Source organism: Enterobacter sp. CP102 (assembly GCF_025152625.1).
In the GTDB taxonomy this organism is placed as follows: domain Bacteria; phylum Pseudomonadota; class Gammaproteobacteria; order Enterobacterales; family Enterobacteriaceae; genus Enterobacter; species Enterobacter soli.
The window spans coordinates 1,873,475-1,887,161 of record NZ_CP104014.1 but is presented as its reverse complement, the minus strand read 5'-3'; the positions used below and the strand labels follow the sequence as shown (position 1 = coordinate 1,887,161).

Annotated in this window: 12 protein-coding genes; 8 read left to right on the top strand and 4 right to left on the bottom strand. The window is 52.8% G+C overall.

All coding sequences use genetic code 11. The annotated features are described in order from the left end of the window. Positions 1-39 precede the first annotated feature (39 nt). The 4 genes from sppA to N1249_RS08810 all read left to right on the top strand — a co-directional run bounded on the left by sppA (position 40) and on the right by N1249_RS08810 (position 5,100). Positions 40-1,896, top strand: coding sequence for a signal peptide peptidase SppA (sppA, locus tag N1249_RS08825; protein WP_259836834.1), 1,857 nt, complete (start codon positions 40-42; stop codon positions 1,894-1,896). A gap of 60 nt (positions 1,897-1,956) precedes the next feature. Further along, the gene (gene ansA / locus N1249_RS08820) at positions 1,957-2,973 is read left to right on the top strand and encodes an asparaginase (RefSeq protein ID WP_182060617.1); all 1,017 of its coding nucleotides are present in this window, start codon (positions 1,957-1,959) and stop codon (positions 2,971-2,973) included. Between the two features lie 9 nt (positions 2,974-2,982). After that, the gene (pncA, locus tag N1249_RS08815; protein ID WP_259836830.1) at positions 2,983-3,624 is read left to right on the top strand and encodes a bifunctional nicotinamidase/pyrazinamidase; all 642 of its coding nucleotides are present in this window, start codon (positions 2,983-2,985) and stop codon (positions 3,622-3,624) included. Positions 3,625-3,846: 222 nt separating this feature from the next. After that, positions 3,847-5,100 carry a glycoside hydrolase family 18 protein gene (locus tag N1249_RS08810; RefSeq protein WP_259836828.1) on the top strand — a complete coding sequence of 418 codons (1,254 nt, stop codon included), beginning with the start codon at positions 3,847-3,849 and terminating at the stop codon, positions 5,098-5,100. Between the two features lie 49 nt (positions 5,101-5,149). On the opposite strand, the gene N1249_RS08805 is transcribed toward N1249_RS08810, so the two are convergent. Beyond that, on the bottom strand, positions 5,150-5,425 hold the full coding sequence (locus N1249_RS08805) for a YeaC family protein (protein WP_259836827.1): 276 nt from the start codon (positions 5,423-5,425) through the stop codon (positions 5,150-5,152). Positions 5,426-5,466: 41 nt separating this feature from the next. Beyond that, on the bottom strand, positions 5,467-5,880 hold the full coding sequence (gene msrB, locus N1249_RS08800; RefSeq protein WP_014069851.1) for a peptide-methionine (R)-S-oxide reductase MsrB: 414 nt from the start codon (positions 5,878-5,880) through the stop codon (positions 5,467-5,469). A 341-nt stretch (positions 5,881-6,221) separates the two neighbouring features. Between msrB and gapA the strand changes: the two genes are divergently transcribed. Next, on the top strand, positions 6,222-7,217 hold the full coding sequence (gene gapA, locus N1249_RS08795) for a glyceraldehyde-3-phosphate dehydrogenase (protein ID WP_010430074.1): 996 nt from the start codon (positions 6,222-6,224) through the stop codon (positions 7,215-7,217). Between the two features lie 75 nt (positions 7,218-7,292). Further along, positions 7,293-8,177, top strand: coding sequence for a D-hexose-6-phosphate mutarotase (locus N1249_RS08790; RefSeq protein WP_259836825.1), 885 nt, complete (start codon positions 7,293-7,295; stop codon positions 8,175-8,177). 51 nt (positions 8,178-8,228) lie between these two features. Here the strand turns inward: N1249_RS08790 and N1249_RS08785 are convergent, their stop codons facing one another. Next, complete coding sequence (locus N1249_RS08785; RefSeq protein WP_259836823.1) at positions 8,229-9,083, bottom strand: aldo/keto reductase; 855 nt, start codon at positions 9,081-9,083, stop codon at positions 8,229-8,231. A gap of 89 nt (positions 9,084-9,172) precedes the next feature. Then, positions 9,173-9,919, bottom strand: a complete 747-nt coding sequence (locus tag N1249_RS08780) for a MipA/OmpV family protein (RefSeq protein WP_259836821.1) — start codon at positions 9,917-9,919, stop codon at positions 9,173-9,175. A 432-nt stretch (positions 9,920-10,351) separates the two neighbouring features. Here N1249_RS08780 and yeaG point away from each other — a divergent pair, with 432 nt between their 5' ends. Further along, the gene (gene yeaG / locus N1249_RS08775; protein WP_014069847.1) at positions 10,352-12,286 is read left to right on the top strand and encodes a protein kinase YeaG; all 1,935 of its coding nucleotides are present in this window, start codon (positions 10,352-10,354) and stop codon (positions 12,284-12,286) included. A gap of 95 nt (positions 12,287-12,381) precedes the next feature. Then, positions 12,382-13,665, top strand: a complete 1,284-nt coding sequence (locus N1249_RS08770) for a YeaH/YhbH family protein (RefSeq protein ID WP_166716914.1) — start codon at positions 12,382-12,384, stop codon at positions 13,663-13,665. Positions 13,666-13,687: the final 22 nt, after the last annotated feature.

Below are 13,687 nucleotides of genomic sequence, written 5' to 3'. Positions count from 1 at the left end.
TGGCGACGGATACAGTCATTTTCTGGTTAGGGAGTATACATGCGAACCCTTTGGCGAATCTTTGCCGGTTTCTTTAAATGGACGTGGCGACTGCTCAACTTTGTCCGCGAACTGGTGATGAATGTGTTCTTCATCTTCCTGATCCTGGTCTGCGCGGGCATCTGGATGCACATCAGCAGCACAAGCCAGGCGCAGCATTCCACGCGCGGCGCATTGTTGCTGGATATCACCGGGGTTGTCGTCGATAAGCCCTCCACCAGCAATCGTCTGGGCGTGATTGGCCGCCAGCTGTTCGGCGCGACATCCGATCGCCTTCAGGAAAATTCCCTGTTTGATATCGTTGAAACCATCCGCCAGGCAAAAGACGATCGCAACATTACCGGGATCGTACTTGATCTGAAAAATTTTGCCGGTGGCGACCAGCCTTCCATGCAATACATTGGTAAAGCCCTGCGCGAATTCCGCGACAGCGGCAAGCCGGTTATTGCCGTGGGCGACAGCTATACCCAGGGTCAGTACTACCTGGCGAGCTTTGCCAATAAAATCTGGCTCTCGCCGCAGGGCACGGTGGATTTACACGGCTTTGCAACCAATGGGCTGTACTACAAGTCTCTGCTCGACAAGCTGAAAGTCACCACCCACGTTTTCCGCGTGGGCACGTATAAATCCGCCGTTGAGCCATTTATCCGTGACGATATGTCCCCGGCAGCCCGGGAAGCAGACAGCCGCTGGATTGGCGAGCTGTGGCAAAATTATCTGGGCACGATTGCGGCCAACCGACAGATTACGGCTGAACAAGTGTTCCCTGGCGCTCAGGGAATGCTCGACGGCCTGCGCAAGGTTGACGGCGACACCGCCAAATATGCGCTTGAGAACAAACTGGTTGATTCGCTGGGCAGCAGTGCAGATATCGAAAAAGCCCTGACCAAACAGTTCGGCTGGAGCAAAGAAGACAAAAACTACAGCGCTATTAGCATGTATGACTACACGACGAAAAAACCGAGTGAAAACGGTGATAGCGTGGCGGTGGTTTTTGCTAACGGTGCGATCATGGACGGTCAGGAAACGCCGGGGAACGTGGGCGGTGATACCACGGCTTCGCAGATCCGCGATGCGCGTCTTGATCCGAAAGTGAAAGCCATTGTTCTGCGCGTCAACAGCCCTGGCGGCAGCGTCAGCGCATCGGAAGTGATCCGCGCGGAACTGGTTGCAGCACGTGCAGCGGGTAAACCTGTGGTTGTGTCGATGGGCGGGATGGCGGCATCCGGTGGTTACTGGATTTCAACGCCGGCTAACTACATCGTTGCCAACCCAAGCACGCTGACAGGTTCAATTGGTATTTTCGGGGTCATCAACACCGTTGAAAACAGCCTTGATTATCTGGGCGTTCATACCGATGGGGTATCGACATCACCGCTGGCGGATGTGTCCGTGACCAAATCCCTGCCGCCGGAAGTGTCAGAGATGATGCAGCTCAGCATCGAGAGCGGTTATAAGCGCTTTATCACCCTGGTTGCCGACTCCCGTAAGAAGACGCCAGAGCAGATTGACCAGATTGCTCAGGGCCACGTCTGGACCGGACAAGATGCCAAAAACAACGGTCTGGTAGACAGCCTGGGTGATTTTGATGACGCCATCGCGAAAGCGGCTGAACTGGCAAAACTCAAGCAATGGCACGTTGAGTATTACCAGGACGAGCCATCGTTCCTTGATTTGGTGATGGATAGCATGTCCGGCTCAGTTCGCGCCATGCTGCCAGAAGCCATTCAGGCGTACCTGCCTGCTCCAGTGGCCACCGCTGCTAAAGCGATGAAAGCAGAGGGCGATAAGCTTGCCGCCTTTAACGATCCACAAAGCCGTTACGCATTTTGCCTGACCTGCGCTAACGTCCGTTAAAACCTGTCCCCTCTTCTCGCGAAGAGGGGATTTTTCTTTGAAGCAAAAGAACTCACTATCATGCAGAAGAAATCAATTTATGTCGCCTACACCGGCGGTACCATCGGGATGCAGCGCTCTGAAAATGGCTATATCCCAGTGTCCGGTCACCTGCAACGCCAGCTGGCATTAATGCCAGAATTCCATCGCCCCGAAATGCCAGACTTCACCATCCACGAGTATGAGCCGCTGATGGACTCCTCTGATATGACGCCGGAAGACTGGCAGCATATTGCAGACGATATCAAAGCGCATTACGACGAATACGATGGCTTCGTGATCCTGCATGGCACCGACACCATGGCGTTTACCGCATCGGCGCTCTCCTTCATGCTGGAAAACCTCAGCAAACCGGTTATCGTGACCGGCTCGCAGATCCCGCTGGCGGAACTGCGCTCTGACGGGCAAATCAACCTGCTGAACTCTCTGTACGTGGCGGCCAATTACCCGATCAACGAAGTTTCGTTGTTCTTCAACAACCGTCTGTACCGTGGCAACCGTACAACCAAAGCCCACGCAGATGGCTTTGATGCTTTTGCTTCACCCAACCTGCAACCGTTGCTGGAAGCCGGTATCCATATCCGTCGTCTGGGAACCCCACCTGCACCGCATACGGCGGGGGAACTGGTTGTTCACCCGATCACTCCACAGCCGATTGGCGTGGTCACGATTTATCCGGGGATCTCCGCGGATGTGGTGCGTAACTTCCTGCGCCAGCCCGTTAAAGCGCTGATCCTGCGCTCCTACGGTGTGGGCAATGCCCCTCAGAACGGTGAGTTCCTTAAAGAACTACAGGAAGCAAGCGAGCGTGGAATTGTGGTGGTTAACCTGACCCAGTGTATGTCCGGTAAGGTCAATATGGGGGGGTATGCCACCGGTAATGCCCTGGCTCATGCCGGGGTTATCAGCGGTGCCGACATGACCGTCGAGGCCACGCTGACTAAACTTCACTATTTACTGAGTCAGGATCTGGATGTTCAGGCCATTCGTACCGCGATGACACAAAACCTGCGCGGCGAACTGACGCCAGACGAATAAGGAGTGAATATGGCCCAACGTGCTCTGTTACTGGTTGATCTACAAAATGATTTCTGTGCAGGTGGCGCACTGGCCGTGGCGGAAGGCGATAGCACCATTGATGTGGCTAATTCGCTGATCGCATGGTGTAAAGCACGTGGTGACGCCGTTGTGGCAAGCCAGGACTGGCATCCTGCCAACCACGGTAGCTTTGCCAGCCAGCATAACGTTGCGCCCTACAGCCAGGGCCAACTCGACGGGCTGGCGCAAACCTTCTGGCCCGATCACTGCGTTCAGCAGGCTGAAGGCGCGGAACTGCATCCGTTACTGAATCAGAAGGCCATTGATGCCGTTTTCCACAAAGGGGAAAACCCGTCCATCGACAGTTACAGCGCGTTTTTTGACAATGGTCATCGTCAGAAAACAGCGCTGGATGAGTGGTTGCGCCATCACGATATCGCCGAACTGATTGTGCTGGGGCTGGCGACCGATTATTGCGTGAAATTCACCGTGCTGGATGCGCTGGCGCTGGGTTACACCGTTAACGTGATCACCGACGGGTGTCGCGGCGTGAACATTCAACCACATGACAGCGCGCTGGCGTTTATGGAGATGTCCACCGCCGGTGCAACGCTGTATACGCTGGAAGACTGGCTCGAGACGCAGGCGTAAGCCTTTTTAGCCGGGTGGCGGCTTCGCCTTACCCGGCCTACTTTGTCTGGTTTTACAGGCCGGGTAAGCGCAGCGCCACCCGGCCCCCCCCCTCTCCGATCTCCCATAAAGTGAACTCCCTCGCATCACAAGCGAAGCGGCAATGCTATTCTCTTCAGGTTGTTTTTTCGCCACGCCTTTCCCGTGGCGTGGTTACTTTTGTTATGTCAAAGAGGAACTTATATGAAACGTTTGCCATTGCTGGCAGCATTACCCTTGCTTTGCGCGTCAGTTGCCTCCGCCAATACCCTGATTTCCGTGGGCTACTTTAACGGAGGTGGCGATGTTACCGCCGGCCCGGGCGGGGATATCCATAAACTCGACGTTCGTCAGATAACACACCTGAACTACTCGTTTGGTCTGATCTATAACGACGAGAAAGATGAAACCAACGCCGCACTCAACGATCCGGCAAAACTCCATCAAATCTGGTTATCGCCAAAAGTGGCCTCCGATCTGGCGTTGCTCCCTGTCCTGCGTAAACAGAACCCCAATCTGAAAGTGCTGCTTTCCGTTGGCGGCTGGGGGGCTCGCGGTTTTTCTGGCGCGGCGGCCACTAAAGAGACTCGCGCTGTGTTTATCCGCTCTGCACAGGAGATTGTTGATAAATACGGTCTGGACGGCATCGACCTCGACTGGGAGTATCCGGTGAACGGCGCGTGGGGACTGGTCGCAAGCACGCCCGCCGACCGGGATAATTTCACTGCGCTGCTAAAAGAGATGCGCGCGGCATTCGGGCATAAGAAGCTGGTCACCATTGCAGTAGGCGCTAATGCGGAAAGTCCGAAAAGCTGGGTGGATGTGAAAGCCATTGCCCCGCTGCTCGATTACATCAACCTGATGACTTATGACATGGCGTACGGCACGCAGTACTTCAACGCCAACCTGTATGACTCCAGCGCCTGGCCAACCGTTGCCGCCGCCGATAAATACAGCGTGGATTTCGTGGTGAACAACTATCTTGCGGCAGGGTTAAAACCCAAACAGATGAACCTCGGGATCGGTTTCTACGGGCGCGTACCGAAACGTGCAGTTGAGCCAGGCATCGACTGGACGAAACCGGATGCGCAAAAAAATCCGGTAACGCAGCCCTACTTCGGTCCTCAGGAGATAGATTTGTTCAAGGCACTGGGTTACGACCTGACCAAAGACACTTACGTGAAGTACAACGACATCGTGAAAAAACTGCTGAACGACCCGCAGAAACGCTTTACCGAACACTGGGACGATCAGGCGAAAGTACCATGGCTTTCAGTGAACTCTGCCGACGGTAAAGCGCTTTTCGCCATCTCTTACGAGAACCCGCGTTCAGTTGCCATCAAAGCGGACTATATCAAAGAGAAAGGTCTTGCCGGGGCGATGTTCTGGGAATATGGCGCGGACGACAACAACCAGTTAGCGAAGCAGCTGGCGGAGTCGCTGGGGATTAAGCACTAGGTGTTTTGTGCCGGGTGGCGCTAACGCTTACCCGGCCTACAAGACGGGATTACGACTTGAAGGTCGCAATCGGTTTTGGCGTAATGCCAAAATCTTCTTTCAGCTCGCGCTTGCTCTTCATCACCATCTGACCCTGGGTGTCGATAGTCATGTGCTGGGCGTCGGTGTTGTTACGTGCCTGCCACAACATCACCAGCTGCAAACTGTTCTCTTTTTGATCCGGAGTCAGGGCAACACCATCAGGCCATTTTCCCAGTTCAACCGCCGTCACCAGACGCTGATAAACTTCCGGTGTCATGCCACTAATCATGTCATCAATATTCATGATGTCTCCCTTTCAAAGGAATAATTTGCTGAATCGTTTTTTCAACCTTTGGTCTGGTCGCCATTCTCGTCATCAGTGAAGCTTAATGACGCTGAGTTGACGCAGAAACGTTCGCCTGTTGGCTGAGGACCGTCCGGGAAAACATGCCCCAGGTGGGCATCACATTTGCCACAACGAATTTCAATACGTTGCATCCCGTGCGACGAGTCATCCAGGTAGCGGATCGCGTCATCGCTCACCGGCTCGTAAAAGCTCGGCCAACCGCAGCCAGAATCGTACTTAGTCTGGGAGTTGAACAGGGGCGCATCGCACACCAGGCAGTGATAAACACCGTCTCGCTTATTGTGCAGCAAGCGCCCGGTAAATGGGGGCTCAGTCCCGTGATTCTGGGTCACGTAGAACTGCATTTCTGTGAGGTTATTTTTCAGGTCATCAGGGTTACGTTGGTTCGACATATGCTTACATCTCGCTGTAGAAACAGGCATCTTATAACCCGGATTCTAACAAAACATTAACACCCACGCGTGCACTTTTGTTCTAAACTTATGTGTCGCGAAAAGGCGGTCAGCCAAATGTGATGCATTTCACATTTTTATACTGGCAGGCCTTTAAAATTCCGGGCGCAGCCCCCATGTGGTTGCTAGCTCAAAGGGAAAGTGAGGCGAGTCAGTCGCACAAACGTTAGTCACAGGATTGATTTGTCGCAATGATTGACACGATTCCGCTTGACGCTGCGTAAGGTTTTTGTAATTTTACACGCAACCTTTTATTCACTAACAAATAGCTGGTGGAATATATGACTATCAAAGTAGGTATCAACGGTTTTGGCCGTATCGGCCGTATTGTTTTCCGTGCTGCTCAGAAACGTTCTGACATCGAAATCGTTGGTATCAACGATCTCCTGGACGCTGAATACATGGCGTACATGCTGAAGTACGACTCAACTCACGGTCGTTTCGACGGCACCGTTGAAGTGAAAGACGGCCACCTGGTTGTTAACGGCAAAACCATCCGCGTTACTGCTGAGAAAGACCCAGCTAACCTGAAATGGAACGAAATCGGTGTTGACGTTGTAGCTGAAGCTACCGGTATCTTCCTGACCGACGAAACCGCGCGTAAACACATCACCGCTGGTGCGAAAAAAGTTGTTCTGACTGGTCCATCCAAAGACAACACCCCAATGTTCGTACGTGGTGCTAACTTCGAAAAATATGCTGGCCAGGACATCGTTTCCAACGCATCCTGCACCACCAACTGCCTGGCTCCACTGGCTAAAGTTATCAACGACAACTTCGGTATCGTTGAAGGCCTGATGACCACTGTTCACGCAACTACCGCTACTCAGAAAACCGTTGATGGCCCGTCTCACAAAGACTGGCGCGGCGGCCGTGGCGCAGCTCAGAACATCATCCCATCTTCTACCGGTGCTGCTAAAGCTGTAGGCGTTGTACTGCCAGAGCTGAACGGTAAACTGACTGGTATGGCGTTCCGCGTTCCAACTCCTAACGTTTCCGTAGTTGACCTGACCGTTCGTCTGGAAAAAGCTGCTTCTTATGAAGAAATTAAGAAAGCAATCAAAGCTGCTTCCGAAGGCGCAATGAAAGGCGTTCTGGGTTACACCGAAGACGACGTTGTTTCTACCGATTTCAACGGCGAAGTTTGCACCTCTGTGTTCGATGCTAAAGCTGGTATCGCACTGAACGACAACTTCGTTAAACTGGTATCCTGGTACGACAATGAAACCGGCTACTCTAACAAAGTACTGGACCTGATCGCTCACATCTCCAAATAAGTTGAGATGAGAAACTGATCCAAAAAGGCGACTTCGGTCGCCTTTTTTATTGCTTTAAAGACAGAGGATTGCGTAATGATTAATAAAATTTTTGCACTTCCGGTAGTCGAACAACTTACCCCTGTGCTCTCCCACCGCAAAATCGATGATGCCGATATTATCGTTGTTGATCACCCACGCGTTAAAGCGTCAGTTGCGCTCAACGGTGCGCACCTGCTCTCCTGGAAACCAGAAGGTGAAGCAGAAGGTCTGTGGCTGAGCGATATTACCTCGTTCAAAAAAGGCGCTGCGATCCGCGGTGGCGTACCGATCTGCTGGCCGTGGTTTGGCCCGGCGGCAGAACAAGGCTTGCCTGCGCACGGTTTTGCCCGCAATCAACAGTGGACGCTGAAAGCGCACAATGAAGATGACAACGGTGCGGTGTTGACCTTTGAGCTGCACAGCAACGAAGAGACCCGTAAACTCTGGCCACACGACTTCACGCTGTATGCGCGTTTCAAACTGGGTAAGACCTGTGAAATTGAGCTGGAAGCCCACGGGGAATTCGAAACGTCTTCTGCCCTGCACACCTATTTCAACGTAGGTGATATCAGCACAGTAAAAGTCAGCGGCCTTGGCGATACCTTTATCGATAAAGTCGATAACGCGAAAGAAGGGAAACTGAGCGATGGCGTGCAGACGTTCCCGGATCGTACAGACCGCGTTTATCTGCACCCGGAAGCGTGCAGCGTGATCCACGATGCGAACCTCAATCGCCGGATTGACGTTATTCATCACCATAACAGCAACGTTGTGGGCTGGAACCCGGGCCCTGCGCTATCTGTGAGCATGGCTGACGTGCCGGATGACGGCTATAAAACCTTTGTCTGTGTCGAAACCGCCTGCGTGTCACCTCTGCAAAAAGCCAGCGCCGAGAAACCTTCTCGTCTGGCGCAGACTATTAGCATTGTTAAAGGCTAATAGTTTCGAGCAGCCTCTCTCCCCGTTGGGGGGAGAGGAAACTCCACACCGTTAAACCACATCTAATGGCGTTTTATGAGCCGGTGCCGGGAACGCGCGATCCAGTTTGAGCAGGTCCTGCGCGGTAAGCGTAATATCTAACGCCCCTGCATTTTCTTTTACATGCTCCACTGATGCCGCTTTCGGGATCGCAATCACCCCCTGATGGCTGATCACCCATGCCAGCAGAATTTGTGCGGCGGTGGCGTGATGGTCGCGGGCAATCTCATTAACCACCGGGTGATTCATTAACCCGCTGCGTAAGCGTCCGGCCTGGGCTAACGGGCAGTAAGCCATCACCGGCATTGCCTGTTGCTGACACCAGGGCAGTAAATCGTATTCAATTCCGCGTGAAGCAAGGTGATACAGCACCTGATTAGTGGCACAGGCTGCGCCGCCCTCTACGCCCCATAATTCCTGCATGTCGTCGTAATCCAGATTCGACACCCCCCAGCGGCCAATTTTCCCCTGATGCTGGAGTTTCTCCATCAACTCAACCGTGTCTTCCAGGTCAAAACCGCCGCGCCAGTGCAGCAGATACAGGTCGATGTGTTCGGTGCCAAGCCGTCGCAGGCTGGCTTCACATGCCGCCATCCCCTTCTGCCCTCCGGCATTCCACGGATAGACTTTCGACACCAGATACACGTTATCACGCAGACCTTTGATTGCCTCACCGACAACCTCTTCAGCTCCGCCTTCAGCATACATCTCTGCGGTATCAATCAGCGTGAACCCCAGGTCGATGCCCGCACGCAGTGCATCCGCTTCGGTTTTACGCAGGCTTGCTTTTTCGCCCATATACCAGGTGCCCTGCCCGATTGCCGGAAGGGTACGTGCACCGGAAAATGTCACCGTTTTTGCGCTCATATCACTCTCCTGTTATCTGCACCACCGTAAAGCAAACGGGGCGCAAGCGCCCCGTTTTGATGCATAGATTGCACTGTGAAAATGCACAATCAGAATTTGTAGGTCACACCCACTGAGAAGATACCGGACCAGGATTTGTCGACCATCGGGCTATCTTTCACTTCATCGCTCAGACGCACATAGCGGCCAGTGCCGTACACGTTCCAGTCGCCGAGGAAGTTATAGCTTGCGGTGAGTTCCAGGTACGGATCCCAGCCGTCATCAGCGCCATAGGTTTTCAGGCCGCTACGACGAGACTCGTTTTTGGACACGCCATAATAGTAGTCGTTGTAGTTCTCACTGCTGTACTGCACACCGATACCTGGCGTCAGGGTCAGCCCACCGTTGGTGTAGCGGTACAGCCAGGCCAGATCCCAGATAAAGCCGTTGCTGTTATCCAGCGTATCGCCTGCCAGCGCGGTACGCAGGAAACCATACTGAGTGTTATGCACGTAAGAAAGCCCGGCCATCATGGAGCTTTTACGTTTGTCGAGGCGGCGCAACTGGTTGTTATCGCTATCGCCTGGTTTGAAGTGCATTGGATCGTAGTACGCCATGACAGAGAGTTTGTCGGCGTTATCGTTCCACAGATAGTAGCCGCCGCCCAGGCCGTGGAACCAGAAGTTATCGCCTTCATAGGTCACGACCGGAACCGGATAAATATCGCGGTCATACTGTTTGTACGGGCTGTTAATCACGCCTACGCCCGCGCCAACAGTCCACTGATCCTCCGCCTGCGCGGTGCTAACTGAGGTGGCGGCCAATAAGCCTAATGCCAGAAGTTTGAGTTTGGTCACAATCCATTCTTTCCTGTAGTCAAATAATCAGCGGGTGCAGTGTAACCGCCCTTCCCCTACAACCCAAAATTTTTTGCCTGCTAATGAGTTTGATAAACCCGGTATTTTCCATTTTTCAGATGACCGCCCGCTTTCATTTATGTGACGACAGGATGAAAAGCGCAAAAACGCCTTATAACAAAGGCGGAAATTTTTGGATGAGTTATTGATATGTCATTGAAATTGGATTTTGCCGACATGCAAGTTTTGCAAATGCCATCTACGCTTTAATTTAAGAGGAGAAATTCCTGAGCGCCTTGTGATTCCTGGCGACCGACCTGGCACACAGGTTGCTGCTCTGGCATTACGGTGCGAGAAATTCTCTTCCGGGAGCCTCCACTACTCATACGAACGGCTCTTATCCTGTGCTAAAAAACGAAAGGACGGCATGCCATGAATATATTCGATCACTATCGCCAGCGCTATGAAGCTGCCAAGGACGAAGAGTTCACACTGCAGGAGTTTCTTACCATCTGTCGGCAAGATCGCAGTGCCTATGCCAATGCGGCAGAACGGCTATTGATGGCTATTGGTGAGCCAAACATGGTTGATACTGCCCTGGAGCCACGGCTTTCCCGTCTATTTTCGAATCGGGTGGTCGCCCGATATCCGGCGTTTGAAGAGTTCTATGGTATGGAAGATGCCATTGAACAAATCGTCTCCTATCTGAAACATGCCGCTCAGGGTCTGGAAGAGAAGAAACAGATCCTCTATTTATTAGGCCCTGTGGGTGGCGGTAAATCGTCGCTGGCCGAACGACTGAAAGCGCTGATGCAGCGCGTGCCTATTTATGTGCTGAGCGCCAACGGTGAACGCAGCCCGGTTAACGACCATCCGCTGTGCCTGTTCAACCCGCAGGAAGATGCGCAGATTCTGGATAAAGAGTTTGGCATCCCGCACCGCTATCTCGGCACCATCATGTCGCCGTGGGCAGCGAAACGTCTGCACGAGTTTGGTGGCGATATCACCAAATTCCGCGTCGTGAAGGTGTGGCCTTCTATTCTGGAACAGATTGCCATCGCCAAAACGGAACCGGGTGATGAGAACAACCAGGACATCTCTGCTCTGGTCGGTAAAGTCGATATCCGTAAACTGGAAAATTACGCGCAAAACGACCCGGATGCCTACGGCTACTCGGGCGCTCTGTGCCGTTCCAACCAGGGTATTATGGAATTCGTCGAGATGTTTAAAGCACCGATTAAAGTGCTGCATCCCCTGCTGACCGCCACCCAGGAAGGGAACTACAACGGGACGGAAGGTATTTCCGCCCTGCCGTTCAACGGGATTATCCTGGCTCACTCGAACGAATCCGAATGGGTCACTTTCCGTAATAACAAAAACAATGAGGCGTTCCTTGACCGTGTGTACATCGTCAAAGTGCCTTATTGCCTGCGGATCTCTGAAGAGATCAAAATTTACGAAAAACTGCTCAATCACAGTGAGCTGGTTCATGCGCCTTGCGCCCCGGGGACGCTGGAAACGCTGTCGCGCTTCTCTATCCTGTCGCGCCTGAAAGAACCGGAAAACTCCAGCATTTACTCGAAAATGCGTGTCTATGATGGCGAAAGCCTGAAAGACACCGATCCAAAAGCGAAGTCCTACCAGGAATACCGGGACTACGCCGGGGTCGACGAAGGGATGAACGGTCTGTCCACGCGTTTCGCGTTTAAGATCCTCTCCCGCGTGTTTAACTTCGACCATGCAGAAGTGGCTGCGAACCCGGTTCATCTGTTCTATGTGCTGGAGCAGCAGATTGAACGTGAACAGTTCCCGCAAGAGCAAGCTGAACGTTACCTTGAGTTCCTTAAAGGCTATCTGATCCCGAAATATGCCGAGTTCATAGGCAAAGAGATCCAGACGGCTTATCTGGAATCTTATTCGGAATACGGTCAGAACATTTTCGACCGCTATGTGACCTATGCTGACTTCTGGATCCAGGATCAGGAGTATCGCGACCCGGATACCGGCCAGCTGTTTGACCGTGAATCCCTGAACGCTGAACTGGAAAAAATTGAGAAGCCGGCGGGGATCAGCAATCCGAAAGATTTCCGTAATGAGATAGTCAACTTCGTACTGCGTGCAAGAGCGCACAACAGCGGGCGGAATCCGAACTGGACCAGCTATGAAAAACTGCGCACGGTTATCGAGAAGAAAATGTTCTCTAATACCGAAGAGCTGTTGCCGGTCATTTCGTTTAACGCCAAAACTTCAACCGATGAGCAGAAAAAGCACGACGATTTTGTCGACCGTATGATGGAGAAAGGCTATACCCGCAAACAGGTTCGCCTGCTGTGCGAATGGTATCTGCGCGTACGCAAATCGTCTTAACACAAGTGCCCGGTAGCGCCTGCGCTTACCGGGCCTACAAAAAATGTCCGGCATTTCAGGACACTGCAAGTTGGCAAATGCAGTACGGGGGGTATATGACCTGGTTTATTGACCGGCGTCTTAACGGCAAAAACAAGAGCACGGTGAATCGCCAGCGGTTCTTGCGCCGTTATAAAGCGCAAATTAAACAGTCGATCTCCGAAGCCATCAACAAGCGTTCGGTGACTGACGTCGATAGCGGTGAATCCGTTTCTATCCCGACGGATGACATTAGCGAACCGATGTTCCATCAGGGACGCGGCGGCCTGCGTCATCGCGTCCATCCAGGTAATGACCACTTCGTTCAGAACGACAGAATCGAACGCCCGCAAGGTGGCGGCGGTGGTTCAGGAAGCGGTCAGGGACAGGCCAGCCAGGACGGTGAAGGTCAGGATGAATTTGTTTTCCAGATTTCGAAAGATGAGTATCTCGATCTGCTCTTTGAAGATTTGGCGTTGCCGAATCTGAAAAAGAACCAGCATCGTCAACTGAACGAGTACAAAACCCATCGTGCGGGTTACACCGCCAACGGTGTGCCTGCCAACATCAGCGTCGTACGTTCATTACAGAACTCACTGGCGCGACGTACGGCGATGACGGCAGGGAAACGTCGTGAACTGCGCGAACTGGAAACCAGCCTGAAAGTGGTTGAGAACACCGAGCCCGCGCAACTTCTTGAAGAGGAACGCCTGCGTAAAGAGATTGCCGAGTTACGTGCGAAGATCGACCGGGTGCCGTTTATCGACACCTTTGACCTGCGTTATAAGAACTACGAGAAGCGCCCGGAGCCGTCCAGCCAGGCGGTGATGTTCTGTCTGATGGACGTTTCAGGCTCAATGGATCAAGCCACGAAGGACATGGCTAAACGTTTTTATATCCTGCTCTATCTGTTCCTGAGCAGAACCTATAAGAACGTGGAAGTGGTTTATATTCGCCACCATACGCAGGCAAAAGAGGTGGATGAGCACGAGTTCTTCTACTCGCAGGAAACCGGGGGCACTATCGTATCAAGCGCCCTTAAACTGATGGATGAAGTCGTGAAAGAACGCTATGACCCGGCGCAGTGGAACATCTATGCAGCGCAGGCGTCCGATGGCGATAACTGGGCAGATGACTCACCGCTGTGTCATGAAATTCTGGCGAAGAAAATTCTGCCTGTGGTGCGGTACTATAGCTATATCGAAATTACCCGGCGCGCCCACCAGACACTGTGGCGTGAATATGAGCACTTGCAGTCGATGTTTGACAATTTTGCCATGCAGCACATCCGCGATCAGGATGATATCTACCCGGTATTCAGGGAACTGTTCCATAAACAATCCACGACCAGCAACGCATAATCCAACAGCCAGCGACCCCGCT

What these genes read in the sequence shown, in the direction of transcription:
- sppA (WP_259836834.1), top strand. Translation starts at nt 40, where the DNA reads ATGCGAACCCTTTGGCGAATCTTTGCCGGTTTCTTTAAATGGACGTGG.
- ansA (WP_182060617.1), top strand. Translation starts at nt 1,957, where the DNA reads ATGCAGAAGAAATCAATTTATGTCGCCTACACCGGCGGTACCATCGGG.
- pncA (WP_259836830.1), top strand. Translation starts at nt 2,983, where the DNA reads ATGGCCCAACGTGCTCTGTTACTGGTTGATCTACAAAATGATTTCTGT.
- N1249_RS08810 (WP_259836828.1), top strand. Translation starts at nt 3,847, where the DNA reads ATGAAACGTTTGCCATTGCTGGCAGCATTACCCTTGCTTTGCGCGTCA.
- N1249_RS08805 (WP_259836827.1), bottom strand. Translation starts at nt 5,425, where the DNA reads ATGAATATTGATGACATGATTAGTGGCATGACACCGGAAGTTTATCAG.
- msrB (WP_014069851.1), bottom strand. Translation starts at nt 5,880, where the DNA reads ATGTCGAACCAACGTAACCCTGATGACCTGAAAAATAACCTCACAGAA.
- gapA (WP_010430074.1), top strand. Translation starts at nt 6,222, where the DNA reads ATGACTATCAAAGTAGGTATCAACGGTTTTGGCCGTATCGGCCGTATT.
- N1249_RS08790 (WP_259836825.1), top strand. Translation starts at nt 7,293, where the DNA reads ATGATTAATAAAATTTTTGCACTTCCGGTAGTCGAACAACTTACCCCT.
- N1249_RS08785 (WP_259836823.1), bottom strand. Translation starts at nt 9,083, where the DNA reads ATGAGCGCAAAAACGGTGACATTTTCCGGTGCACGTACCCTTCCGGCA.
- yeaG (WP_014069847.1), top strand. Translation starts at nt 10,352, where the DNA reads ATGAATATATTCGATCACTATCGCCAGCGCTATGAAGCTGCCAAGGAC.
- N1249_RS08770 (WP_166716914.1), top strand. Translation starts at nt 12,382, where the DNA reads ATGACCTGGTTTATTGACCGGCGTCTTAACGGCAAAAACAAGAGCACG.